At 72.9% G+C, this 24990-nt stretch carries 23 protein-coding genes; 21 read left to right on the forward strand and 2 right to left on the reverse strand.

Going from position 1 to position 24990, the window contains the following annotated elements:
• Positions 1 to 181: 181 nt before the first annotated feature.
• The 5 genes from J5Y04_RS03235 to J5Y04_RS03255 all read left to right on the forward strand — a co-directional run bounded on the left by J5Y04_RS03235 (position 182) and on the right by J5Y04_RS03255 (position 4634).
• Positions 182 to 1288, forward strand: a complete 1107-nt coding sequence (locus J5Y04_RS03235; RefSeq protein ID WP_209410219.1) for a Xaa-Pro peptidase family protein — start codon at positions 182 to 184, stop codon at positions 1286 to 1288.
• 85 nt (positions 1289 to 1373) lie between these two features.
• Complete coding sequence (gene efp, locus J5Y04_RS03240; RefSeq protein ID WP_148647556.1) at positions 1374 to 1937, forward strand: elongation factor P; 564 nt, start codon at positions 1374 to 1376, stop codon at positions 1935 to 1937.
• A gap of 4 nt (positions 1938 to 1941) precedes the next feature.
• The gene (gene nusB / locus J5Y04_RS03245) at positions 1942 to 2379 is read left to right on the forward strand and encodes a transcription antitermination factor NusB (RefSeq protein WP_148647555.1); all 438 of its coding nucleotides are present in this window, start codon (positions 1942 to 1944) and stop codon (positions 2377 to 2379) included.
• Between the two features lie 168 nt (positions 2380 to 2547).
• Positions 2548 to 3390, forward strand: a complete 843-nt coding sequence (locus J5Y04_RS03250; RefSeq protein ID WP_209410221.1) for a thioesterase family protein — start codon at positions 2548 to 2550, stop codon at positions 3388 to 3390.
• A 305-nt stretch (positions 3391 to 3695) separates the two neighbouring features.
• Positions 3696 to 4634, forward strand: a complete 939-nt coding sequence (locus tag J5Y04_RS03255) for a hypothetical protein (RefSeq protein WP_209410223.1) — start codon at positions 3696 to 3698, stop codon at positions 4632 to 4634.
• Between the two features lie 154 nt (positions 4635 to 4788).
• Here J5Y04_RS03255 and J5Y04_RS03260 read toward each other — a convergent pair whose 3' ends face one another.
• Positions 4789 to 5292, reverse strand: coding sequence for a transcriptional regulator (locus J5Y04_RS03260; protein ID WP_031072501.1), 504 nt, complete (start codon positions 5290 to 5292; stop codon positions 4789 to 4791).
• A gap of 329 nt (positions 5293 to 5621) precedes the next feature.
• On the opposite strand from J5Y04_RS03260, the gene pyrR reads away from it, so the two are divergent.
• From pyrR to J5Y04_RS03330, 14 genes are all read left to right on the forward strand, one after another.
• On the forward strand, positions 5622 to 6245 hold the full coding sequence (gene pyrR, locus J5Y04_RS03265; RefSeq protein ID WP_209410225.1) for a bifunctional pyr operon transcriptional regulator/uracil phosphoribosyltransferase PyrR: 624 nt from the start codon (positions 5622 to 5624) through the stop codon (positions 6243 to 6245).
• A 5-nt stretch (positions 6246 to 6250) separates the two neighbouring features.
• Positions 6251 to 7240 (forward strand): aspartate carbamoyltransferase catalytic subunit, encoded by a 990-nt coding sequence (locus J5Y04_RS03270; protein WP_148647551.1) that lies wholly within the window; start codon positions 6251 to 6253, stop codon positions 7238 to 7240.
• Positions 7237 to 8541: a dihydroorotase gene (locus J5Y04_RS03275; RefSeq protein WP_148647550.1), complete on the forward strand. Its 1305-nt coding sequence runs from the start codon at positions 7237 to 7239 to the stop codon at positions 8539 to 8541. The genes J5Y04_RS03270 and J5Y04_RS03275 overlap by 4 nt, the downstream gene beginning before the upstream one ends.
• Positions 8538 to 9101, forward strand: a complete 564-nt coding sequence (locus J5Y04_RS03280; protein ID WP_209410234.1) for a hypothetical protein — start codon at positions 8538 to 8540, stop codon at positions 9099 to 9101. Before J5Y04_RS03275 ends, J5Y04_RS03280 begins: the two co-directional genes overlap by 4 nt.
• A complete protein-coding gene (carA, locus tag J5Y04_RS03285) occupies positions 9098 to 10270 on the forward strand; it encodes a glutamine-hydrolyzing carbamoyl-phosphate synthase small subunit (RefSeq protein ID WP_245204198.1) in 1173 nt (390 codons plus the stop codon). Before J5Y04_RS03280 ends, carA begins: the two co-directional genes overlap by 4 nt.
• Positions 10263 to 13574: a carbamoyl-phosphate synthase large subunit gene (gene carB, locus J5Y04_RS03290; RefSeq protein ID WP_209410242.1), complete on the forward strand. Its 3312-nt coding sequence runs from the start codon at positions 10263 to 10265 to the stop codon at positions 13572 to 13574. The genes carA and carB overlap by 8 nt, the downstream gene beginning before the upstream one ends.
• Positions 13575 to 13713: 139 nt before the next feature.
• The gene (locus tag J5Y04_RS03295; RefSeq protein ID WP_209410243.1) at positions 13714 to 14826 is read left to right on the forward strand and encodes a quinone-dependent dihydroorotate dehydrogenase; all 1113 of its coding nucleotides are present in this window, start codon (positions 13714 to 13716) and stop codon (positions 14824 to 14826) included.
• Between the two features lie 28 nt (positions 14827 to 14854).
• On the forward strand, positions 14855 to 15688 hold the full coding sequence (gene pyrF, locus J5Y04_RS03300) for an orotidine-5'-phosphate decarboxylase (RefSeq protein ID WP_209410244.1): 834 nt from the start codon (positions 14855 to 14857) through the stop codon (positions 15686 to 15688).
• Between the two features lie 326 nt (positions 15689 to 16014).
• Entirely contained in the window at positions 16015 to 16341 is a 327-nt protein-coding gene (mihF, locus tag J5Y04_RS03305; RefSeq protein WP_030056187.1) for an integration host factor, actinobacterial type, read from the forward strand.
• Positions 16342 to 16390: 49 nt separating this feature from the next.
• Complete coding sequence (gmk, locus tag J5Y04_RS03310; RefSeq protein ID WP_209410245.1) at positions 16391 to 16948, forward strand: guanylate kinase; 558 nt, start codon at positions 16391 to 16393, stop codon at positions 16946 to 16948.
• Between the two features lie 37 nt (positions 16949 to 16985).
• Entirely contained in the window at positions 16986 to 17252 is a 267-nt protein-coding gene (rpoZ, locus tag J5Y04_RS03315) for a DNA-directed RNA polymerase subunit omega (protein WP_030240625.1), read from the forward strand.
• Between the two features lie 194 nt (positions 17253 to 17446).
• Complete coding sequence (gene coaBC / locus J5Y04_RS03320; RefSeq protein WP_209410246.1) at positions 17447 to 18688, forward strand: bifunctional phosphopantothenoylcysteine decarboxylase/phosphopantothenate--cysteine ligase CoaBC; 1242 nt, start codon at positions 17447 to 17449, stop codon at positions 18686 to 18688.
• 150 nt (positions 18689 to 18838) lie between these two features.
• Positions 18839 to 20047 (forward strand): methionine adenosyltransferase, encoded by a 1209-nt coding sequence (metK, locus tag J5Y04_RS03325; protein ID WP_209410247.1) that lies wholly within the window; start codon positions 18839 to 18841, stop codon positions 20045 to 20047.
• Between the two features lie 133 nt (positions 20048 to 20180).
• Positions 20181 to 22271 carry a primosomal protein N' gene (locus J5Y04_RS03330; RefSeq protein WP_209410248.1) on the forward strand — a complete coding sequence of 697 codons (2091 nt, stop codon included), beginning with the start codon at positions 20181 to 20183 and terminating at the stop codon, positions 22269 to 22271.
• A 44-nt stretch (positions 22272 to 22315) separates the two neighbouring features.
• Here the strand turns inward: J5Y04_RS03330 and J5Y04_RS41305 are convergent, their stop codons facing one another.
• On the reverse strand, positions 22316 to 22894 hold the full coding sequence (locus J5Y04_RS41305; RefSeq protein ID WP_245204199.1) for a hypothetical protein: 579 nt from the start codon (positions 22892 to 22894) through the stop codon (positions 22316 to 22318).
• 358 nt (positions 22895 to 23252) lie between these two features.
• Between J5Y04_RS41305 and def the strand changes: the two genes are divergently transcribed.
• Together def and fmt are read left to right on the forward strand one after the other, a co-directional pair.
• The gene (gene def / locus J5Y04_RS43135) at positions 23253 to 23798 is read left to right on the forward strand and encodes a peptide deformylase (RefSeq protein WP_209410249.1); all 546 of its coding nucleotides are present in this window, start codon (positions 23253 to 23255) and stop codon (positions 23796 to 23798) included.
• A gap of 75 nt (positions 23799 to 23873) precedes the next feature.
• Positions 23874 to 24818, forward strand: coding sequence for a methionyl-tRNA formyltransferase (fmt, locus tag J5Y04_RS03345; RefSeq protein WP_209410250.1), 945 nt, complete (start codon positions 23874 to 23876; stop codon positions 24816 to 24818).
• The last annotated feature ends 172 nt before the right edge of the window (positions 24819 to 24990 follow it).

Consider the following 24990-nt stretch of genomic DNA (forward strand, 5'->3'; position numbering starts at 1 on the left):
CCGGTCGGGCCCGTGTGCCACCGCCGCACGGGAAGTCGGCCCCTCCGACTTCCCGTGCGGGGGGCCTGGAGCAGGGGGCGGCCGTGCCGGGGGAGGGCCCGGCCGCCCGGCCCGGGGCGACACGTGCCCGGGTGGGGGCGCTCGGCGGGCGGATCGGAGTGGGGCTCCGTAGGCTCGACGCATGTCTGATGCGTACGCGGGCCGGCGGGAGCGCCTGAGGGAGCACTGCAGTGCGTCCGGGGTCGATGCGGCGCTGATCACCCGGACGGCGAACGTGCGGTACCTGACCGGGTGTCCGCCATGCGGGGCGACCTTGCTGCTGACCCGGGAGCGGGTGCTGCTGGCGCTGCCGGACGACCTTCCGCCGGACGACACCGGGGAGCACCTGATCGCGGAGGACGTGACCCAGGTGCCGGTGGCGGCGGGGGCGGACACCGCTCTGGCGGCCGCCGCCGCGGCGGCGCGGCTGAGGGTGTCGGACCTCGCGGTGGAGGAGCACGACCTGACCGTCAGCCGGCACCGGGCGGTGGCGGGCCTGGCCGAGGGGGTCCGGCTCGCGGACCTGGGGCAGGCGGTCGAGCGGCTGCGGGTGGTCAAGGACGAGCACGAGATCGCCGACCTGCGGATCGCGGCCGAGATCGCCGACCAGGCGCTCGGCGAGCTGCTGGAGTCGATCCTGGTGGGCCGCACCGAGCGGCACCTGGCGATGGAGCTGGAGCGCCGGATGATCGACCACGGTGCGGACCGGGCGGCCTTCCCGGTCTCGGTCGGCACCGGCAGCCACTCCGGCCAGCAGGCCCACCAGCCGACCGACCGGCGGGTGGAGGAGGGCGACTTCCTCACCGTGGTGCTCGGCGCGCAGTACCGGGGGTACGGCGTCTCCACCGCCCGGACCTTCGTGATCGGGGCCGCCCCCGCGCCCTGGCAGGTCGAGCTGCACCGGCTGGTCTTCCGGGCGCAGCGGGCCGGGCGGGAGGCGCTCGGGCCGGGGGTCGAGCAGTACGTACCCGACCAGGCCGCGCGGGAGATCCTCCAGGCGGCCGGGCACACCGAGAGCTCGCCGCACCCGGTCGGTCACGGGATCGGGCTGGAGATCCGGGAGGCGCCGCGCCTCGGTCCGTCGGACATGGGTAAACTGGACAGCCGCGTACCGGTCACCGTCGGTCCGGGGGTTCACCTCCCGGGCAAGGGCGGCGTCCGGATCGAGGACACGCTCGTCGTACGCCCCCTCGAAGAGGGCGGGCCCGAGCTGCTCACCATCACCACCAAGGAGCTCCTCGCCCTGTAGGCCCGCGGCTGCCCGGGAGGCTGCCGCAGCCGGCAGGACGCACCCCTTGGTTCCTTGACAGCTATATCCAGGAGTAAGTGCGCCCGTGGCTTCCACGAACGATCTCAAGAACGGCATGGTCCTCAAGCTGGAGGGCGGCAAGCTCTGGTCCGTCGTCGAGTTCCAGCACGTCAAGCCCGGCAAGGGCCCGGCCTTCGTGCGGACCAAGCTCAAGGAGGTCCTGACGGGCAAGGTCGTCGACAAGACCTTCAACGCCGGCACCAAGGTCGAGACCGCCAACGTCGACAAGCGCGGCATGCAGTTCTCGTACAAGGACGGCGAGAACTTCGTGTTCATGGACACGGACACCTACGACCAGACCACGGTCGAGCCCGCCGTCGTCGGCGACGCCGCCAAGTACCTGCTGGAGGGCTTCGAGGCCCTGGTCGCCATGTACGAGGGCGCCCCGCTGTACATCGAGCTCCCGGCCTCGGTCGAGCTGACCATCTCCCACACCGAGCCGGGTGTGCAGGGCGACCGCTCCACCGGTGGCTCCAAGCCGGCCACCCTGGAGACCGGCGCCGAGATCGCCGTCCCGCTGTTCATCGTGACCGGCGAGAAGATCAAGGTCGACACCCGCGACGGCAGCTACCTCGGCCGGGTGAAGTAAGTCCGTGTCGGCCGCACGCAGCAAGGCCCGTACGCGGGCCTTCCAGATCCTCTTCGAGGCCGACCACCGCAACGTCGACCCGCTGACCGTCCTCGCGGACTGGGTGGCCCGTGCCCGGGAGCCCAAGCCGGACGAGGGCACCCCGCAGGTCGGCGAGTACACGATGGAGCTGGTCGAGGGTTATGTCCAGCACGCCCGCCGGATCGACGACCTGATCTCGGAGTACGCGGTGGGCTGGACGCTCGACCGGATGCCGATCGTGGACCGCAACGTCCTGCGGCTCGGCGCGTACGAGCTGATCTGGGAGGACGGCGTCCCGGACGCGGTCGTCCTGGACGAGGCCGTCGAGATCGCCAAGGAGTTCTCCACGGACGACTCCCCGGCCTTCGTGAACGGCCTGCTCGCCCGCTTCCTGGAGTTGAAGCCGAGCATCCGCCGGTAGCAGCACCCGACGTACGGCCGCCGGACCCCGAAAAGGGGTCCGGCGGCCGTCGTGCGTTTCGCCCCGGTGGCCTATGGTGGGGACCTACTCGCCAGTAACCTGGTGCGCCCGCGGCCCCGCCCGCCGGCGACCCCCAGCGATCCCCCAGCGAAGGGCAGGCCACCCCCCATGACCACGGCGATCCGCAGTGAGTTCGACCAGGGCATCGCCCTGACCCGCCACCCGGACGAGCCCGGCCGCTACGACGGCGAGCTGGGCGCCGGCTGGCAGATCGGCGGCGGCGTCAACGGCGGGCTGCTGCTCGCCATGGCCGGCCACGCGCTGTCCCTGGAGCACGCCGCGCAGGGCCGGGACGGCCACGCCGACCCGGTCTCGATCAGCGGCTACTACCTCTCCGCCTCCACCCCCGGCCCGGCCACCGTCCGTACCGAGGTGCTCCGCTCCGGCCGCTCGCTCTCCACCGGCACCGCCTCGCTCAGCCAGGACGGCGTCGAGCGGCTCCGGGTGGTCGCCAGCCACGGTGACCTCGCCGCCGACGACGGCGAGGTGCGCACCGCCGCCCGGCCGCCGCAGCTGCCGCCGCCGGAGCAGTGCATCGGCGTCGAGCACGCCCCCAAGGAGCTGATCGCGCAGGCCGCCCTGCTGGAGCGGTTCGACCTGCGGCTCGACCCGGCCACCATCGGCTGGGCGCTCGGGCAGCCCTCGGGCAACGGGCGGATCCAGGGCTGGTTCCGGCTCGCCGACGGCCGCCGGCCCGACCCGCTGATGCTCCTGCTGGTGGCCGACGCGCTGCCGCCGGTCACCTTCGACCTCGGCCTGCCCGGCTGGGCGCCCACCATCGAGCTGACCGTCCACCTGCGGGCCCGGCCGGTGCCCGGCTGGCTGCGCGTCACCCACGCCACCCGCAACGTGGCGGGCGGCTACTTCGAGGAGGACGCCGAGGTCTGGGACGAGTCCGGCCGCCTGGTCGCGCAGTCCCGTCAGCTGGCCCGGGTGCCGCGCCCGGTGTGACGACCACGCCCGGGGTGACGACCACGCCCGGGGCGAGGCCGGTGCCCGGCGTGACGGCCGCCGCCGGGGCGGTGGCCGGACCGGGAGCGGCCGGGGCACCCGTCTCACGTTCGGTTACATTCCTGTGACACGCCGTACGTGTGCGACGCGCGGGGCTGGGGAGGACAACGGTCAGCGGCACTGCCGCCGCTGACCGCCCCGTCCGTCCGCCCCGCAGGAGCCCCACCGATGAGCCACCGCCGCGAGCGATCAATGAAGAGGTGCGCGTGGGCGGATGCCCCTGCCGGGCGAAGCGGGGTGGGCGCATGAGCCGCAACGGCCGTGCCCGCCGCACCCCCGACTGCACCGCCGCGGGCCAGCGCCCCCGCGCGAGGTCACGGCACGAGCGGGCCGGGCGGCGCCCGGCCGGCGGTGACCAGGCCTTCGTCATCGGCGTCCTGACCAGCGCGGCCGACTTCGAGCGGGCCCGCGCCTGGCGCCTGTCCGACGCCCCCGACTACGCGTCCTACCTGCGGGACACCGCCGAGCTGCTGACCGAGGCCCGGCGCGGCTTCGACACCGTCCGGGCCCGGATGTTCCACCCGCAGGACTTCGAGGAGTTCTGCCTGCTGAACGGCCTCGATCCGGCCGAGCCGGCCGCCCGCGACCGCTACCTGGTCAACCCGCCGCTCCAGACCCAGCTCCTCGCCTACCAGGGCGAGGAGCTGGCCGGCGACTTCGTGCCGCGGCTGGTCCGGGCCAGGGAGAACGGGTTGACGCTGCGCCACGCCGACCTGTTGCTGGACGGCGGGCTGTACGAGGCCGGTGACGGGGCCGTGCGGGAGGCCTACCAGCGCGGCGCCGAGGTGTTCCGCCGGATGCTGGTCGGCGCCGGTGCCGGGGTGTACGAGCTGCGGCTCGCGGTGGACGCGCCCGGCGGGCGGCTGACGGCGGCGGCCCGGGTGCTGCAGTGGGAGGACGGCGTCGTCCGGATCAACGACGAGGACCTGGAGCTGGTCTGCGCGGTGCTCTGTGCCGGGCTGGTCCGGGAGCTGCCCGGGCTGGCGGTGCTGCACGGCGCGCAGGGTGCGGCGGCGTCCGCCGGGGCGGCCGGGGAGCCCCGTGGCGGGGCCGCCGGGCAGTGCTTCCGGCAGGCGGCGTGGGCCTGGGCCTGCGACGGACGGGACTGGGCCCCGGCCGGGGGAGCGGTGCGGCTGGACGGGGTGGCGGCGGTGCCGGGCCACCCGTTGGGCACGGTCCACTGAGCCGGGGCGGCCCGGCCCCGGCTCGGCGGACGGCCGTGCGCCGCGGAAGCGCGACGGCGCGGGCCCCCGGTCAGGGGCGCCGCGCCGTGACGTTTCTGCTGGGCCCCGCCCGTTTCCGCAGGTCAGGGCGAGGCTCGGCAGGTGTGGCGAGCGGTCAGCTCGCCTCCTCCTCGCGCACCGCACGGCGCGCGTCGGGGTTCAGCACGCCCCAGGAGATCAGCTGCTCGGTGAGGATCGACGGCGACTGGTCGTAGATCACGGCCAGGGTGCGCAGGTCGTCCTGGCGGATCGAGAGCACCTTGCCGTTGTAGTCGCCGCGCTGGCTCTGGATGGTGGCCGCGTAGCGCTGCAGCGGGCCGGCCTTCTCGGACGGGACCTGGGTGAGTCTCTCCAGGTCGAGCACCAGGCGCGGCGGCGGCTCGGCCGCACCGCCGGGCGTACCGCCGGGCAGCAGCTCCTGCACCGGCACGCCGTAGAACTCGGCCAGCTCGGCCAGCCGCTGCACGGTGACCGCACGGTCGCCGCGCTCGTACGAGCCGACGACGACTGCCTTCCAGCGCCCCTGGGACTTCTCCTCGACACCGTGCAGGGAGAGCCCCTGCTGAGTGCGGATCGCTCGGAGCTTGCCTCCGAGTTGTTTCGCGTAGTCGCTGGACATTGATCTCCCCGGACGAGATTGCTTCGCGTTCAGTGGTGGGTCACGGGCGATTGCCGACGTCGTTACCGGTGGGTTCGACGCCCGTCTCGTAACTCACTGTGAGGTTACGTAGAGTGAGGTAGTTGCGTCAAGCCGAATGGGGCAGTCGTGCGAATGGCCCGCATCGGTGGCGCGTCCGTGGCGTTAACCCGGAGAAGCGGAATGATGGAGGTCCGTTTGCCGGTGAGCGCGCTGGTAGGATGGCCGGAGCCCGCGCCGCGTCGGCGGGGGCCATCCCAGACATCCTTTAAGGCCCGTCCCGTGAGGCGGGGAAGGAGGTCCGCTTCGGCATGACCGCACACCAGGAAACCACGCCGCGACCGCCGCACCAGGTGCTGGACGGCACGGACATCGCCCGGGTGATCACCCGGATAGCGCACGAGATCGTCGAGCGCGCCAAGGGCGCGGAGGACGTCGTGCTGCTCGGCATCCACACCAGGGGCGTCCACCTGGCCCGCCGCCTGCACGCCAGGCTGGCCCAGATCACCGGCCGCGACATCCCGCTCGGCACCCTGGACATCACCATGTACCGGGACGACCTGCGGCTCAAGCCCGCCCGCGCGCTGGAGCACACCGAGATCCCGGGCGACGGCATCGACGGCCGGCTGGTGATCCTCGTCGACGACGTGCTCTTCTCCGGCCGCACCATCCGCGCCGCCCTCGACGCGCTCAGCGACATCGGCCGCCCGCGGGCCGTCCAGCTCGCCGTCCTGGTCGACCGCGGCCACCGCGAGCTGCCGATCCGCGCCGACTACGTGGGCAAGAACCTCCCCACCTCGCTGCGCGAGGCCGTGCAGGTCCGCCTCGCCGACACCGACGGCGTGGACGCCGTCCTGGTCGGCGACCGCGACTACGCGGCCCGATCGTCGCAGGCCCTGGCCTCCCGGCCGTCCGAACCGCACCTCCCGGAGTAACCCGCGTGAAGCGCCACCTCGTCTCCGCCGCCGACCTCACCCGCGACGACGCGCTGCTGATCCTGGACACCGCCGAGGAGCTGGCCCAGCTCTCCGGACGGGCCGTCAAGAAGCTGCCCACGCTCCGTGGCCGGACCGTCGTCAACCTCTTCTTCGAGGACTCCACCCGGACCAAGACCTCCTTCGAGGTCGCCGAGAAGCGGCTCTCCGCCGACGTCATCAACTTCTCCGCCAAGGGTTCCTCGGTCTCCAAGGGCGAGAGCCTCAAGGACACCGCGCTCACCCTGCAGGCCATGGGCGCCGACGCGGTCGTCATCCGGCACCACGCCTCCGGCGCGCCGGCCCGGCTCGCCCAGTCCGACTGGCTGCACGGCAGCGTCATCAACGCCGGTGACGGCACCCACGAGCACCCCACCCAGGCGCTGCTCGACGCCTTCACCATGCGCCGCCACCTCAACGCGGGTGCCGGCCGTGACCTCGCCGGCCGCCGGGTGACCATCGTCGGCGACATCCTGCACAGCCGGGTCGCCCGCTCCAACGTCCACCTGCTCACCACCCTCGGCGCCCAGGTCACCTTCGTGGCCCCGCCGACGCTGCTGCCGATCGGCATCGAGAACTGGCCCTGCGAGGTCAGCTACGACCTGGAGAGCGTGCTCCCCAAGACGGACGCGCTGATGATGCTCCGGGTGCAGCGCGAGCGGATGAACGCCGCCTTCTTCCCGACCGAGCGCGAGTACAGCCGCCGCTACGGCCTGGACGGCGCCCGGATGGCCCAGCTGCCCGAGCACGCCATCGTGATGCACCCCGGCCCGATGGTCCGCGGCATGGAGATCACCGCCGACGTCGCCGACTCGCCGCGCTGCACCGTGGTCGAGCAGGTCGCCAACGGCGTCTCCGTCCGGATGGCCGTCCTCTACCTGCTGCTCGGCGGCGCCGTCTTCGCCGACGGCTCCGCCGACCCCGCCCGCACCGACTCCGTGGAGACCGCTCAGTGACCACCTACCTGATCCGCAACGCCCAGCTCCTCGGTGGCGCCCCGCAGGACCTCCACCTCGCCGACGGCGTCGTCAAGGAGATCGGCACCGGCCTCACCGTCGAGGCCGACATCGAGATCGACGCCACCGGTCTGATCGCCCTGCCCGGGCTGGTCGACCTGCACACCCACCTGCGCGAGCCCGGCCGCGAGGACGCCGAGACGGTGCTCACCGGCACCCAGGCCGCCGCCATGGGCGGCTTCACCGCCGTCCACGCGATGGCCAACACCTTCCCGGTCGCCGACACCGCCGGCGTGGTCGAGCAGGTCTGGCGCCTCGGCCAGGAGTCCGGCTACTGCGACGTGCAGCCGGTCGGCGCCGTCACCGTCGGCCTGGAGGGCAAGAAGCTCGCCGAGCTCGGCGCGATGCACGAGTCCGCGGCCGGCGTCCGGGTCTTCTCCGACGACGGCAAGTGCGTGGACGACGCGGTGATCATGCGCCGCGCGCTGGAGTACGTGAAGGCCTTCGACGGGGTCGTCGCCCAGCACGCCCAGGAGCCGCGGCTCACCGAGGGCGCCCAGATGAACGAGGGCCAGGTCTCCGGCGAGCTCGGGCTCGGCGGCTGGCCGGCCGTCGCCGAGGAGGCGATCATCGCCCGCGACGTGCTGCTCGCCGCGCACGTCGGCTCCCGCCTGCACGTCTGCCACGTCTCCACGGCCGGCTCGGTCGAGATCATCCGCTGGGCCAAGGCCAAGGGCTGGAACGTCACCGCCGAGGTCACCCCGCACCACCTGCTGCTGACCGACGAGCTGGTCCGCTCCTACGACCCGGTGTACAAGGTGAACCCGCCGCTGCGCACCGCCGAGGACGTCCAGGCGCTGCGCAAGGCGCTCGCCGACGGCACCATCGACGCCGTCGCCACCGACCACGCGCCGCACCCGGCCGAGGACAAGGACTGCGAGTGGGCCGTCGCCGCGATGGGCATGGTCGGCCTGGAGACCGCGCTCTCGGTCGTCCAGCAGACCATGGTCGACACCGGCTTGCTGAACTGGGAGGGCGTCGCCGACCGGATGTCGCACCGCCCGGCCCGGATCGGCCGTCTGAGCGGCCACGGACGGCCGATCTCGGTGGGTGAGCCGGCGAACCTGGTGCTGTTCGATCCCGCGTACCGTGGTGCCGTGAACCCCGACAGCTTCGCCACGCGCTCCCGCAACACCCCCTACCGGGGCCTCGACCTGCCCGGCCGGGTGCACGCCACCTTCCTGCGCGGCACCGCGACCGTGCTGGCCGGCGAGCTGGCCGAGCAGGGCGGGCTGGTATGACCCCGGTGCTGCTCGCGCAGGAGCAGGCCAGGGTCACCAACTGGCCCGGGTACATCGGCTGGGCCGTCGGCCTGCTGATCGTGATCGGCCTGGTCTACTGGCTGATGCGCCAGGGCTGGAACTGGCGGCGCACCCTCCAGTCCGGCATCCCGGCGCTGCCCGCCGTGCCGGAGCGGGCCGGCCGGACCATCCTGGAGACCAGCGGCCGGTACCACGGCACCACCACCGCCGGGAACTGGCTGGACCGGGTCGTGGCGCACGGCCTGGGCACCCGCAGCCGTGCCGACCTGACCCTCGGTGAGAACGGCCTGCTGGTACGGCGCCCCGGCGACGTCGACCTCTGGATCCCCGCCGAGCACCTCACCGGTGCCCGGACGGACTCCGGGATCGCCGGAAAGGTCGTCCCGTCCGGACTGCTCGTCGTCACCTGGACGCACGAGGGGACCGCCCTGGACTCGGGTTTCCGGGCCGACCACCCCGACGAGCACGCCGCCTGGGTCGAGGCGGTCGCTCAACTCGCAACACGTACGAAGACGAAGACGGAAGAGGCCGCTCCATGACCGCACCTGCCCCCACCACGCAGCGCCAAGGGCGGGAGCGTGCGCCGTTGAGCCGCCCCGCCGCCGTGCTCGTCCTGGAGGACGGCCGGATCTTCCGCGGCCAGGCCTACGGCGCGACCGGCGAGACCTTCGGCGAGGCGGTCTTCAACACCGGCATGTCCGGCTACCAGGAGACCCTGACCGACCCGTCGTACCACCGCCAGGTGGTCGTGATGACCGCCCCGCAGATCGGCAACACCGGCTGGAACGACGAGGACGACGAGTCCAAGCAGATCTGGGTCGCCGGCTACGTCGTCCGCGACCCCGCCCGGGTCGCGTCCAACTGGCGCTCGCGGCGCTCGCTGGACGACGAGCTCGTCCGCCAGGGCGTCGTCGGCATCAGCGGCATCGACACCCGGGCGCTCACCCGCCACCTGCGCGAGCGCGGCGCCATGCGCTGCGGCATCTTCTCCGGCCCGACGCTGGCGGACGACGCCGCGCTGCTCGCCAAGGTGCAGCAGTCGCCCGAGATGAAGGGCGCCGACCTCTGCGCCGAGGTCGCCACCACCGAGACGTACGTGGTGCCCGCGATCGGCGAGAAGCGGTTCACCGTCGCCGCGCTGGACCTCGGCATCAAGGCGATGACCCCGCAGCGGATGGCCGAGCGCGGCATCGAGGTGCACGTGCTGCCGGCCAACGCCACCCTGGAGGAGGTCTACGCGGTCAACCCGGACGGCGTCTTCTTCTCCAACGGCCCGGGCGACCCGGCCACCGCCGACCACCAGGTCGCCCTCGCGCAGGGTGTGCTGGAGCGCAAGACCCCGTTCTTCGGGATCTGCTTCGGCAACCAGATCCTCGGCCGCGCGCTGGGCTTCGGCACCTACAAGCTCAAGTACGGTCACCGCGGCATCAACCAGCCGGTGCAGGACCGCACCACCGGCAAGGTCGAGGTCACCGCGCACAACCACGGCTTCGCCGTGAACGCACCGCTGGACAAGGTCAGCGACACGCCCTACGGCCGCGTCGAGGTCTCCCACGTCTGCCTGAACGACGACGTGGTCGAGGGCCTCCAGGCGCTGGACGTGCCCGCCTTCAGCGTGCAGTACCACCCCGAAGCGGCGGCCGGCCCGCACGACGCGGCCTACCTCTTCGACCGTTTCGTGAGCCTTATGGAGGGCCAGCGTGCCTAAGCGCACCGACATCAAGTCCGTCCTGGTCATCGGCTCCGGCCCGATCGTGATCGGCCAGGCCGCGGAGTTCGACTACTCCGGCACCCAGGCCTGCCGGGTGCTCAAGGCCGAGGGCCTGCGGGTCGTCCTGGTCAACTCCAACCCGGCCACGATCATGACCGACCCGGAGATCGCCGACGCCACCTACGTCGAGCCGATCACCCCGGAGTTCGTCGAGAAGATCATCGCCAAGGAGCGCCCCGACGCCCTCCTGCCGACCCTCGGCGGGCAGACCGCGCTCAACACCGCGATCTCGCTGGACGCCAACGGCGTGCTCGCCAAGTACAACGTCGAGCTGATCGGCGCCAAGGTCGAGTCGATCCACAAGGGCGAGGACCGCGAGCTCTTCAAGGGCGTCGTCGAGGCGGTCAACGCCAAGATCGGCCACGGCGAGTCCGCCCGCTCCGTCATCTGCCACACCATGGACGAGGTGCTGGCCGGCGTCGACACCCTCGGCGGCTACCCGGTCGTGGTCCGCCCCTCCTTCACCATGGGCGGCGCCGGCTCCGGCTTCGCCCACAACGAGGAGGACCTGCGCCGCATCGCCGGCCAGGGCCTGACCCTCTCGCCGACCACCGAGGTGCTCCTGGAGGAGTCCATCCTCGGCTGGAAGGAGTACGAGCTGGAGCTGATGCGCGACAAGAACGACAACGTCGTGGTCGTCTGCTCCATCGAGAACTTCGACCCGATGGGCGTGCACACCGGTGACTCGATCACCGTCGCCCCGGCGATGACGCTCACCGACCGCGAGTACCAGATCCTGCGCGACGTCGGCATCGCCGTCATCCGCGAGGTCGGCGTCGACACCGGCGGCTGCAACATCCAGTTCGCGGTCAACCCCGAGGACGGCCGGGTCATCGTCATCGAGATGAACCCGCGCGTGTCCCGCTCCTCCGCGCTGGCCTCCAAGGCGACCGGCTTCCCGATCGCCAAGATCGCCGCCAAGCTGGCCGTCGGCTACACCCTCGACGAGATCCCCAACGACATCACCGAGCAGACGCCGGCGTCGTTCGAGCCGACCCTCGACTACGTCGTGGTCAAGGTGCCGCGGTTCGCGTTCGAGAAGTTCCCGAGCGCCGACGCCACGCTGACCACCACCATGAAGTCGGTCGGCGAGGCCATGGCCATGGGCCGCAACTTCCCCGAGGCGCTGAACAAGGCGCTCCGCTCGCTGGAGAAGAAGGGCTCCCAGTTCACCTGGACCGGCCCGGTCGGGGACAGGGCCGCGCTGCTGGAGAAGGCCGTCGTGCCCACCGACGGCCGGATCAACACCGTCATGCAGGCCATCCGCGCCGGCGCCACCCCGGAGGAGGTGTTCGACGCCACCAAGATCGACCCGTGGTTCGTCGACCAGCTCTTCCTGCTGGACGAGATCGCCGCCGAGCTGGCCGAGGCCGCCGAGCTCACCCCCGAGCTGCTGCGCCACGCCAAGCGGCACGGCTTCTCCGACCAGCAGATCGGCGAGATCCGCGGCCTGCGCCCCGACGTCGTCCGCGAGGTCCGGCACGCGCTCGGCATCCGCCCGGTGTTCAAGACCGTCGACACCTGCGCCGCCGAGTTCGCCGCCAAGACCCCGTACTTCTACTCGTCCTACGACGAGGAGAACGAGGTCGCCCCGCGCACCAAGCCCGCCGTGATCATCCTCGGCTCCGGCCCGAACCGCATCGGCCAGGGCATCGAGTTCGACTACTCCTGCGTGCACGCCTCCTTCGCGCTGGCCGACGCCGGGTACGAGACCGTGATGGTCAACTGCAACCCGGAGACCGTCTCCACCGACTACGACACCTCCGACCGGCTCTACTTCGAGCCGCTCACCCTGGAGGACGTGCTGGAGATCGTCCACGCCGAGCAGCAGGCCGGACCGCTCGCGGGCGTCATCGTCCAGCTCGGCGGCCAGACCCCGCTCGGCCTGGCCCAGGCGCTGAAGGACAACGGCGTGCCGATCGTCGGCACCCAGCCCGAGGCGATCGACCTCGCCGAGGAGCGCGGCGCCTTCGGCCGCGTGCTGCGCGACGCCGGCCTGCCCGCCCCCAAGCACGGCACCGCCTTCTCCTTCGAGGAGGCCAAGGCGATCGCCGACGAGATCGGCTACCCCGTCCTGGCCCGCCCGTCCTACGTGCTCGGCGGCCGCGGCATGGAGATCGTCTACGACGAGGCCTCCCTCGCCTCCTACCTGGAGCGGCACGCTGGCCTCATCTCCGAGCACCCGGTGCTGATCGACCGCTTCCTCGACGACGCGGTGGAGATCGACGTCGACGCGCTCTACGACGGCACCGAGCTCTACCTCGGCGGCGTCATGGAGCACATCGAGGAGGCCGGGATCCACTCCGGCGACTCCGCGTGCGCGCTGCCCCCGATCACCCTCGGCGGCTACGACATCAAGCGGCTGCGCGCCTCCACCGAGGCGATCGCCCGCGGCGTCGGCGTCCGCGGCCTGATCAACATCCAGTTCGCCCTCTCCGGCGACATCCTGTACGTGCTGGAGGCCAACCCGCGCGCCTCCCGCACCGTGCCGTTCACCTCCAAGGCGACCGCCGTCCCGCTGGCCAAGGCCGCCGCCCGGATCTCGCTCGGCGCCACCATCGCCGAGCTGCGCGCCGAGGGCCTGCTCCCGGCCGAGGGCGACGGCGGCACGCTGCCCGCCGACTGCCCGATCTCCGTCAAGGAGGCCGTGATGCCGTGGAGCCGCTTCCGCGACGTGCACGGCCGCGGCGTGGACACCGTCCTCGGCCCGGAGATGCGCTCCACCGGCGAGGTCATGGGCATCGACAAGGTCTTCGGCACGGCCTACGCCAAGGCCCAGTCCGGTGCCTACGGCGCGCTGCCGACCCGGGGCAAGGTCTTCGTGTCGGTCGCCAACCGGGACAAGCGCAACCTGGTCTTCCCGGCCCGCGCGCTGGTCGGCCTCGGCTTCGAGGTGCTCGCCACCGCCGGCACCGCCGAGGTGCTCCAGCGCGGCGGCATCCCGTCCACGCTGGTGCGCAAGCACAGCGAGGGCGAGGGCCCGAACGGCGAGCGGACCATCGTCCAGCTGATCCACGACGGCGAGGTCGACCTCATCATCAACACGCCGTACGGCACCGGCGGCCGCCTCGACGGCTACGAGATCCGCACCGCCGCCGTCGCCCGTGCCGTGCCCTGCCTGACCACCGTCCAGGCCATGGGCGCCGCCGTCCAGGGCATCGACGCGCTGCTGCGCGACGAGGTCGGGGTGATGTCGCTCCAGGAGCACGCCGAGCTGATCAACGCCGGCCGCAGCAAGTAGCACCACCGCAGTGGGGGGCACCGAACCGCCGGGTGCCCCCCACTGCCATGCCCACCCTCCCCGGCCTCCGGCCGGGGAGACCCCCAGGCCCGCCACCGCCCTGCCGACGGGCTGCGCCCGCCCCCGATGGAGCCCTGCTTTGTACAAGCTGCTGTTCGACCTCGTGTTCAAGAAGATGGACCCGGAGAAGGCCCACCACCTCGCCTTCTTCTGGATCCGGCTGGCGTCCTCGGTGCCCGGGCTGCGCACCCTGGTCCGGCTGGTGCTCGCCCCGCGCGACCGGGCGCTGCGCACCACCGCCCTCGGCCTCGACCTGCCCGGCCCGTTCGGCCTGGCGGCCGGCTTCGACAAGAACGGCGTCGGCATCGACGGCCTGTCGATGATCGGCTTCGACTACGTCGAGATCGGCACCATCACCGGCGAGCCGCAGCCCGGCAACCCGGCCCCGCGCCTGTTCCGCCTGATCGAGGACCGCGCGCTGGTCAACCGGATGGGCTTCAACAACCAGGGCTCGGCCCGGGTCGCCGCCCGCCTCGCCCGGCGCCCGCACACCACCTCCACCCCGGTGGTCGGCATCAACATCGGCAAGACCAAGGTGGTCGAGGAGGCCGACGCGATCGGCGACTACGTCAAGTCCACCGAGCGGCTCGCCAAGTACGCCGACTACCTGGTGGTCAACGTCAGCTCCCCGAACACCCCCGGGCTGCGCAACCTCCAGGCCGTCTCGCACCTCGGCCCGCTGCTCGCCGCCGTCCGCGAGGCCGCCGACCGCTCCACCGCGCACCACGTGCCGCTGCTGGTCAAGATCGCCCCCGACCTGGCCGACGAGGACGTCGACGCGGTCGCCGACCTCGCCCTGGAGCTGGGCCTGGACGGCATCATCGCCACCAACACCACCATCGGCCGCGAGGGCCTGCGCACCCCCGCCGCCCGGGTCGAGGAGATCGGCATGGGCGGCCTCTCCGGCGCCCCGCTCAAGGAGCGCGCGCTGGAGGTGCTCCAGCGCCTGCGCGCCCGTACCGGGGGCCGGCTGACGCTGGTCTCGGTCGGCGGCATCGAGACCGCCGAGGACGCCTGGCAGCGCATCGTCCACGGCGCCGACCTGGTCCAGGGCTACAGCGCCTTCATCTACCAGGGCCCCTTCTGGTGCCGTGCCATCCACAAGGGCCTCTCCGCCCGCGTCCGGGCCGGCGGCTTCCGCAACCTGGCCGCCGCCGTCGGCAGCGCCGTGCCCGCGCGCAAGGCCTCCTGAACCCCCTCACGCTCCTCGGAAGGACGACATGACCCTCGCCCCCTTCGGCGCCCGCCTGCGCCAGGCCCTCGACACCCGCGGCCAGCTCTGCGTCGGCATCGACCCGCACGCCTCCCTGCTCGCCGCCTGGGGGCTGGAGGACTCCGTCGCGGGCCTGGAGACCTTCAGCCGGACCGTCGTCGAGGCGCTGGCCGGCCGGGTGGCCGTGCTCAAGCCGCAGGCCGCCTTCTTCGAGCGCTTCGGCTCCAGGGGCGTCGCGGTGCTGGAGAAGTCCGTCGAGGAGGCCCGCGCGGCCGGCGCGCTGGTCCTGATGGACGCCAAGCGCGGCGACATCGGCTCCACCATGGCCGCGTACGCCGAGGCCTTCCTCTCCCCGGGCAGCCCGCTCTTCTCGGACGCCGTCACCGTCAGCCCCTACCTGGGCTTCGGCTCGCTGCGCCCGGCGCTCGACCTGGCCGCGGCCAACGGCGCGGGTGTCTTCGCGCTGGCGCTCACCTCCAACCCGGAGGGCGCCGAGGTGCAGCGCGCGGTCGGCGCGGACGGCGAGCAGGTGGCCGCCGCGGTGCTGCGCCAGCTGGCCGCCGAGAACGCCGGGGCCGAGCCGCTCGGCTCCTTCGGCGCGGTGGTCGGCGCGACCCTGGCCGACGCGGGCGTGGACCTCGCGATCAACGGCCCGCTGCTCGCCCCCGGGATCGGCGCCCAGGGCGCGACCATGGCGGACCTTCCGCGCGTGTTCGGCGCCTCGGCGCGCAACGTGGTGCCGAGCGTCAGCCGGGACGTGCTGAAGCACGGCCCGTCGCTGCCGGCCCTGCGGGACGCGGCGGACCGCTTCGTCCAGGAGTTCGCGGACGCGGTGAAGTGACCCGATAACCCTGCGCAGCGGCGTGACGGGGCGCCGTGGCGTCCCACGGCCTGACGTGAGCGCCGTCACATCGGCGCTGCCAAAGTCCGCAATCGCGGTCATTTTGCCCGGGAAAGTCCTGGTCGGCCTTGGCTGACCAGGACTTTTCGTGTTCTTTTCCTGACGTGGCGCCGCAATCCGGGTAGTGTCCGGCGATAGGTCATCGAAGAGCGGCGATTCCCGTTGCTCTCGCAGGTCAGAGCCGTGAGGTTCCCCTGTGGCCGGTGCCCTGGGAACCAAACCAGTCATAGCTCAATCCCTTCCTTCCACACCCTGAGGTGAACGGCGTGGCTCTTCCGCCCCTTACCCCTGAACAGCGCACCGCCGCGCTCGCCAAGGCCGCCGAGGCTCGCCGGGAGCGCGCCGAGGTCAAGAACCGGCTCAAGCACTCCGGCGCCTCCCTGCACGAGGTGATCAAGGCCGGCAAGGCCGACAACGACGTGATCGGCAAGATGAAGGTCTCCGCCCTGCTGGAGTCCCTCCCGGGCGTGGGCAAGGTCCGCGCCAAGCAGATCATGGAGCGCCTCGGCATCAGTGAGAGCCGTCGCGTCCGTGGCCTCGGTACGAACCAGATCGCCTCCCTGGAGCGGGAGTTCGGCGGCGGTGCCGCCTGACCGTGCCCCCGTGGTCCCGGGATCGTCCGCGATCCGGGATAATCGGTGCATGAGTGAGCGTCCGCGGCTGACCGTGCTCTCCGGCCCTTCGGGGGTCGGCAAGAGCACGGTCGTCGCTCATATGAGGAAGCAGTTCCCCGAGGTCTGGCTCTCGGTGTCGGCGACGACCCGCCACCCGAGGCCGGGCGAGCAGAACGGGGTCCAGTACCACTTCGTCGACAACGACGAGTTCGACAAGCTGATCGCCAACGGCGAGCTGCTGGAGTGGGCCGTCTTCGCTGGCAACCGCTACGGCACCCCGCGGTCGGCGGTGCTGGAGAAGCTGGAGCGCGGCGAGCCCGTCCTGCTGGAGATCGACCTGCAGGGCGCCCGTCAGGTGCGCGAGTCGATGCCCGAGGCGCAGCTGGTGTTCCTGGCTCCGCCGAGCTGGGACGAGCTGGTCCGCCGGCTCACCGGCCGGGGCACCGAGCCGCAGGACGTGATCGAGAAGCGGCTGGAGGCAGCCAAGGTCGAGCTGGCCGCCGAGACGGAGTTCGACACGACCCTTGTCAACACCTCCGTCGAGCAGGTGGCGTCCGAACTGCTAGCCTTGCTCGGTGTAGCCTGACCTGTCTGTCTTTTCCACCCTTTCGGAAGGTTTTCGCGTGTCCTCTTCCATGACCGCGCCCGAGGGCATCATCAACCCGCCGATCGACGAGCTGCTTGAGGCCACCGACTCCAAGTACAGCCTCGTGATCTACGCCGCCAAGCGCGCGCGCCAGATCAACGCGTACTACTCGCAGCTCGGTGAGGGCCTGCTCGAGTACGTCGGCCCCCTGGTCGACACCCACGTGCACGAGAAGCCGCTGTCGATCGCGCTGCGCGAGATCAACGCGGGCATGCTGACCGCCGAGGCGATCGAGGCTGCCTGACCCGGCTGCAACAGCTCTTCGAAGGGCCCGGCGGAATCGCTTCCGCCGGGCCCTTCGGCGTGCCCGGGGCGCCGCGGGCGGGGTGCCGTGAGCCGCCGCCGGGCGCTGCGCGGCGCTGTGGGGTCCACCACGGTGCGGGCGGTTACTGAGGGGTCGTAGGGTGAGCACGTCCCAGACCTGGAGGAAAGCCGAAGATGAGCGCGAGCGCGAGCACGGACCGGACCGACGCCCCCCGGGTGGTCCTCGGCGTCAGCGGCGGGATCGCCGCGTACAAGGCGTGCGAGCTGCTGCGGCGGTTCACCGAGTCCGGTCACCAGGTCACCGTGGTGCCCACCGAGGCCGCGCTGCACTTCGTCGGCGAGGCCACCTGGGCCGCGCTCTCCGGCCGCCCGGCCGCCACCGAGACCTGGGACCGCGTCCACGAGGTGCCGCACGTGCGGATCGGGCAGAACGCCGACCTGGTCGTGGTCGCCCCCGCCACCGCGGACCTGATGGCCAAGGCCGCCCACGGGCTCGCCGACGACCTGCTCACCAACACCCTGCTCACCGCCCGGTGCCCGGTCGTGCTGGCGCCCGCGATGCACACCGAGATGTGGGAGAACCCGGCCACCCGGGAGAACGTCGCCACGCTGCGCCGCCGGGGCGTGATCGTGCTGGAGCCCGCGGTCGGGCGGCTGACCGGCAAGGACACCGGCAAGGGCCGGCTGCCCGAGCCGTCCGCGATCTTCGACGCCTGCTGGGCCGTGCTGCGGCACGGCGGGGTCCGGACGGACCTGGCCGGGCGGCACGTGGTGGTCTCGGCCGGCGGCACCCGCGAGCCGCTCGACCCGGTGCGCTTCCTCGGCAACCGCTCCTCCGGCAAGCAGGGCTACGCGCTGGCCGTGACCGCCGCCGCGCGCGGCGCCCGGGTGACCCTGCTCTCGGCCAACGCCGAGCTGCCGGACCCGGCCGGCGTCGATGTGGTGCACGTCTCGACCGCACTGGAACTGCGGGACGCCGCGCTCGCTGCGGCCGGGGACGCGGACGCGGTGGTGATGGCCGCCGCGGTCGCCGACTTCCGCCCCGCCGAATACGCCACCGGCAAGATCAAGAAGGTCGAGGGGAAGGAACCGGCCCCCGTCGCACTCGTGCGGAACCCGGACATCCTGGCCGAGATCTCCGCCCATCGCCCCCGTTCGGGCCAACTGGTCGTGGGTTTTGCGGCGGAGACCGACGACGTGCTCGCCAACGGCCGCGCCAAGCTCGCCCGCAAGGGCTGTGACCTGCTGGTCGTCAACGAGGTCGGCAACGGGAAGGCCTTCGGCCAGGACGTCAACGAGGCCGTCGTCCTGGGCTCGGACGGCAGTGAGACGGCGGTGCCGGTGGGCCCGAAGGAGGCCCTTGCCGACGTGGTCTGGGACCTGGTCGCGAAGCGGCTGGAAATGATCGCGGAATGATCCTTACCGGTGATCGTCCGGTCTCCAATTTCGGAATGGAGTGACGCTTGCCGGTAGCTGACCGTTACACTCCAGGAATCAAGTCTTTCCGGATGTCCCCGGTTCGCCGGGGGCCTTCAGTCAGCAGCCGCTGCAACCCCAGGGAGCGCTGTGTCTCGCCGCCTGTTCACCTCGGAGTCCGTGACCGAGGGACACCCCGACAAGATCGCTGACCAGATCAGCGACACCATCCTCGACGCCCTTCTGCGGGAGGACCCGACTTCCCGGGTCGCCGTGGAGACGCTGATCACCACCGGCCAGGTGCACGTGGCCGGCGAGGTGACCACCAAGGCGTACGCCCCGATCGCCCAGCTCGTCCGGGACCGGATCCTGGAGATCGGCTACGACAGCTCGAAGAAGGGCTTCGACGGCGCCTCCTGTGGCGTGTCGGTGTCCATCGGTGCCCAGTCGCCCGACATCGCACAGGGTGTCGACACGGCGTACGAGGCCCGGGTCGAGGGTGACGAGGACGACCTGGACAAGCAGGGCGCCGGTGACCAGGGCCTGATGTTCGGCTACGCCTCGGACGAGACGCCGGAGCTGATGCCGCTGCCGATCACCCTGGCGCACCGCCTCTCGAAGCGGCTGTCCGAGGTGCGCAAGAACGGGACGATCCCGTACCTGCGCCCGGACGGCAAGACCCAGGTCACCATCGAGTACGACGGCGACAAGGCCGTCCGCCTGGACACCGTGGTCGTCTCCTCGCAGCACGCGAGCGACATCGACCTGGACTCGCTGCTCACCCCGGACATCCGCGAGTTCGTCGTGGAGCCGGAGCTGAAGGCGCTGGCCGAGCAGGGCATCAAGCTGGTGACCGAGGGCTACCGCCTGCTGGTCAACCCGACCGGCCGCTTCGAGATCGGCGGTCCGATGGGCGACGCCGGCCTCACCGGCCGCAAGATCATCATCGACACCTACGGCGGCATGGCCCGCCACGGTGGCGGCGCCTTCTCGGGCAAGGACCCGTCCAAGGTGGACCGCTCGGCCGCGTACGCGATGCGCTGGGTGGCGAAGAACATCGTCGCCGCCGGCCTCGCCCGCCGCGCCGAGGTGCAGGTCGCGTACGCGATCGGCAAGGCCGAGCCGGTCGGTCTCTTCGTGGAGACCTTCGGCACCGAGACCGTGCCGGTGCTGTCGATCCAGAAGGCCGTCACCGAGGTGTTCGACCTCCGCCCGGCGGCGATCATCCGTGACCTGGACCTGCTGCGGCCGATCTACGCCCAGACCGCCGCCTACGGCCACTTCGGCCGCGAGCTGCCGGACTTCACCTGGGAGCGGACCGACCGGGTCGAGCAGCTGAAGAAGGCTGTGCAGGACTGATCCGTGCAAGGCCGGTCGTCCGACCGGCCGACCGCAGGCGGCGGCCCCCCGGGAGACCGGGGCGGCCGCCGCCTGCGGCGTTGTGCGGTGGATTTCGTGGTTGTGTCGGTGGGACCTGGTAGTACTGGGAGCGATGAGCAGCACGCAGGGGAGTGAGGACGAGGGCGGGGGCCCGGAGCAGCTGGCGTTCATCCGGGAGACGGTCCGCCGGGCCAAACCCCGGACGTGGCGCGGCGCCAAGCGGGCCGAGCACCTGCCGGTCGCCCGGGTGGTGGTCGACAAGGGCGTGCTGACCATCGACAAGTTCTTCGACTACGAGGTGCCCGCCGCGATGGCGGAGGAGGCGCAGCCCGGCGTCCGCGTCCGGGTGCGGTTCGGGGCGCGGGTGGTGAAGGGCCAGCGCGAGGGCGGTGAGCTGCACGACGGGTTCATCGTCGCGCGGCTGGAGAAGAGCGACTTCGCCGGCCCGCTGGCGCCGCTCGCCCAGGTGCTCTCGCCCGAGCCGGTGCTCACCCCGCAGCTGCTGCGGCTCTGCCGGACCGTCGCCGACCGGTACGCCGGTACCCTGGCCGACGTCCTCCAGCTGGCCGTCCCGCCCCGGCACGCCAAGGCCGAGGCCCAGCCCTCGCCCGCACCGCGCCCGCGGCCCGCGGCGCCGGCGCCGGGCGGCTGGTCGCGCTACCCCGCCGGGCCGGACTTCCTCGCCTCGCTGGCCGGTGGCGGCTCGCCCCGCGCGGTCTGGATGGCGCTGCCCGGCCCCGGCTGGCCGTACGAGATCGCCCGGGCCGTCGCCGCCACCCTGGCGAGCGGGCGCGGCGCACTGGTCGTGCTGCCGGAGGGGCGGTCGACGGCCCGGGTGGACCAGGCGCTGACCGAGCTGCTGGGCGAGGGCATGCACGCCACCCTCGCCGCCGACCTCGGCCCCCAGGAGCGGTACCGGCGGTGGCTGCTGGTCAGCCGCGGTTCGGTGCACGCGGCCATCGGCACCCGCGCCGCGATGTTCGCGCCGGTGCGCGACCTCGGGCTGGTGGTCGTCTGGTCCGACGGCGACGGCAGCCACAGCGACCCGCGCAACCCGCACCCGCACGTCCGCGAGGTGGCGCTGCTGCGCGCCGCCGAGGAGGGCGCGGGCGTGCTGCTCGGCGGGCACGCCGTGACGGTCGAGGGCGCGCAGCTGGTCCGCACCGGGTGGGCCAGGCCGCTGGCCGCGGACCGGGAGACCGTCCGGCAGGTGGCGCCGCGGGTCCGCACCGTCACCGACCAGGACCAGCACCGGGACGCCGCCGCGCAGGCCGCGCGGCTGCCCTCGGTGGCCTGGGAGGTGGCCCGGGAGGCGCTGGCGGGCGGGGGACCGGTGCTGATCCAGGTGCCCCGGCGGGGCTACGTGCCCCGGCTGGCGTGCGGGAGGTGTCGCACCCCGGCCCGGTGCCGGCGCTGCGAGGGGCCGCTGGAGGCCTCCTCCGCCGACGCGCCGCTGCACTGCGCGTGGTGCGGCGAGGCGGCGGCCGACTGGCACTGCGAGGAGTGCGGCTCCTTCCGGCTGCGGGCCCAGGTGGTCGGCGCGCGGCGGACGGCGGAGGAGCTGGGCAAGGCGTTCCCGCGGGTCCCGGTGCGGACCTCCGGGCGGGACGCGGTGCTGTCGACCGTCCCGGACGAGCCGGCGCTGGTGATCTCCACGCCGGGCGCCGAACCGGTGGTCGAGGGCGGCGGCGGGTACGCGGCCGCGCTGCTGCTGGACGGCTGGGCGCTGCTCGGCCGGCCCGACCTGCGGGCCGGGGAGGAGACGCTGCGGCTCTGGCTGGCCGCCGCCGCGCTCGTGAAGCCGTCGGCGGAGGGGGGCACGGTGGTCGTCGTCGCCGAGCCGACGGCGCGGCCGGTGCAGGCGCTGGTCCGCTGGGACCCGCTCGGGCACGCCGGGATGGAGCTGGAGGAACGGGCCCAGCTGCACTTCCCGCCGGTGTCGCGGATGGCCTCGGTGACCGGCAGCCCGGCGGCGGTCGCGGACCTGCTCGGTCTGATCCGGCTGCCGTCGGAGGCCGACGTGCTCGGGCCGGTGCCGGTGCAGGCACTGCGGGGGGAGGAGCAGGAGCGGGCCCTGCTGCGGGTGCCGCCCGGACAGGGTGCGGCGCTGGCGGCGGCGCTCAAGGCCGCCCAGATCGCGCGGATCGCGCTGCGGACACCGGAGGTGGTGAAGGTGCGGATCGATCCGACGGACATCGGGTGAGGGGCGGTCGGGTGTGCCGCCCCTCACCCGGGGCGGGCCGCCGCTCAGCCGCGTAGCGGGACGCCGGTGCGGTCGAGCGTGCCGCGCTCGTGGGCGGCGCGGTCCAGGGCGGCGCGGTCCAGGCCGCCCTGGCGGGCGGCCGGGACGGTCGCGGCCAGCCCGGTCGGGGCGGGCGCGGCGGCCGGCAACTCCTCGGAGCGGTCGGGCCGGCTCGGGCCCGGCACCCCCGGCACGCCGGAGGCCGGCACCCCGCCGGCCGCCAGCAGCTCGCTGGCCGGCCGGCGCATCCCGTACCGCCGGTGCACCGCCTGCTTGGTGACCCCGAGGGCCGAGCCCACCGAGTCCCAGGAGAAGCCCAGCGCCCGGTCGAACTCGACCGCCGCCGCCACCAGCGTCTCCACGCTCTCGCGCAGCTCCTGCGCCAGGCGCACCGTCGGCGCCGGAGCCCGTCCGTACACCACGAACCCCGCCGAGGTGCTGGGGCGGCGCGGACGGTAGACGTTGCCCAACTGGGCGGTGAGCGTCCGCAGCGCGTCGACCTGCCGCCTCACCCGCTCGATGTCCCGCACCAGCAGGTGCAGGCTCGCCCGCGCCCGGGCGTCGTGGTTGATCTGCTCGGCCATGGCCTACGTGCCACCTTCCGTACGGTTCGGCTCGGCCGGAACGCCGTGTCCCGCGCGCTCCGGCCCCGGTCAATCTCACTTGACCAACGCCCGACCGGGGGCCGGGGTCACGCAGCCGGGCGAGTCGGGATATGCCAGATGCCCGGGCTCGGCCCGAGGAGGATCCGTGGGATTGCATAGACTGGCCTGTGGTCGGCCCGAGTTCGGCGGTCCCGCCGGGCCGCGGGCCCGGCCGGTCCGACCGCCCGGGGTTTCCCGAGGCCCGGCCTCCGGGCCTCTCGAATGCCCGACCTCCCGACCACTCGACTTCCCGACCTCTCGACCACCCGACCTCCCGACGGACAGGAGCCCGCAGCCCGTGGCGATCCAGCCGATCCGCATCTTCGGAGACCCCGTACTCCGGGCCACCGCGAAGCCGGTGACCACCTTCGACAAGGAGCTGCGCACCCTCGTCCGGGACCTCACCGACACCATGCTCGACGCCCCCGGCGCCGGCCTGGCCGCACCTCAACTCGGTATCTCCCTGCGGGTGTTCACCTACCACGTGGACGGCGTCACCGGTCACCTGATCAACCCGGACCTCTCGCTGACCGAGGAGGAGCAGGACGGCCCCGAAGGCTGCCTCTCGCTGCCCGGCCTGCGCTACGACACCAAGCGCGCGTACGGGGTCGTCGCCAAGGGCTTCAACATGTACGGCGACCCGGTCACCATCGAGGGCACCCAGTTGCTCGCCCGCTGCATCCAGCACGAGACCGACCACCTCGACGGCATCATCTTCATCGACCGCCTCGACCGCGAGCAGCGCAAGGCCGCGTTGAAGGCGATCCGCGACACCGACTGGGGCGGCGCACCCGCGCCCGTCGTCAAGGTCTCGCCGCACAGCACCTTCGGGTCGGCGCGCTGACCCTCCGGCCCCTGTGGCCTGCCCTGTTTCCTTCAGTTCTGACTGTTTGAACTCCCGCCACCAGAAAGGCACTTGATGCGCCTCGTGTTCGCCGGCACCCCTGAGGTCGCCGTTCCCGCCCTGGACGCCCTGCTCGCCTCCGACCGGCACGAGGTCGTCGCGGTGGTCACCCGCCCCGACGCCCCCGCCGGGCGCGGCCGCAAGCTGGTCGCCAGCCCCGTCGCCCAGCGCGCCGAGGAGGCCGGGATCGAGGTCCTCAAGCCGGCGAAGCCCAGCGACCCGGAGTTCGTCGCCCGCCTCACCGAACTCGCCCCCGACTGCTGCCCGGTGGTCGCCTACGGCGCGCTGCTGCGCCCCGGCACCCTGGAGATCCCCAAGCACGGCTGGGTCAACCTGCACTTCTCGCTGCTCCCCGCCTGGCGCGGCGCCGCCCCCGTCCAGCACGCGGTGCTGGCCGGCGACGAGGTCACCGGTGCGTCCACCTTCCTGATCGAACAGGGCCTGGACTCCGGCCCGGTCTACGGGATCCTCACCGAGGAGATCCGCGCCACCGACACCAGCGGCGAACTGCTCGACCGGCTCGCCCACTCCGGCGCCCGGCTGCTCGTGGCCACCATGGACGGCATCGCCGACGGCAGCCTGCACGCCGTACCGCAGCCCGCCGAGGGCGTCACGCTCGCACCGAAGATCACCGTCGAGGACGCCCGGATCGACTGGACCCACCCCGCGCTCCGGGTCGACCGCGTGGTGCGCGGCTGCGCGCCCGCCCCCGGCGCCTGGACGGTGTTCCGCGGCGAACGGCTGAAGGTCACCGGGCCGGTCAAGCTGGTGACGGACTCGTCGGTGCTCGCCCCGGGGGAGCTGGCCGTGGGCAAGAACAGCGTCCGGGTCGGCACCGGCAGCCACGAGGTCGAGCTGGGCGAGGTGCGCCCGCAGGGCAAGAAGGCGATGCGGGCCGCGGACTGGGCCCGTGGGGCGCGGATCGAGTCCGGCGAGCGGTTCGGCACCGGCGAGGAGTGAACCGGTCGGGTGCGCGCCCCGGGACCTCCTGTGGTGCGCCCCCTGTGGCTGAGGGCTGACGGCTGAGGGCTGAGCTTGTGGCTGACGGCTTGCGGCGGGAGGCGGCGTGACGCCGCCTCCCCCTGTCCGCCCTCCTGCAGGCACCGGTTCTGTACGGCGGACGCCGTCGACG

The sequence above is a fragment of the Kitasatospora sp. RG8 genome (assembly GCF_017813315.1).
GTDB lineage: Bacteria > Actinomycetota > Actinomycetes > Streptomycetales > Streptomycetaceae > Kitasatospora.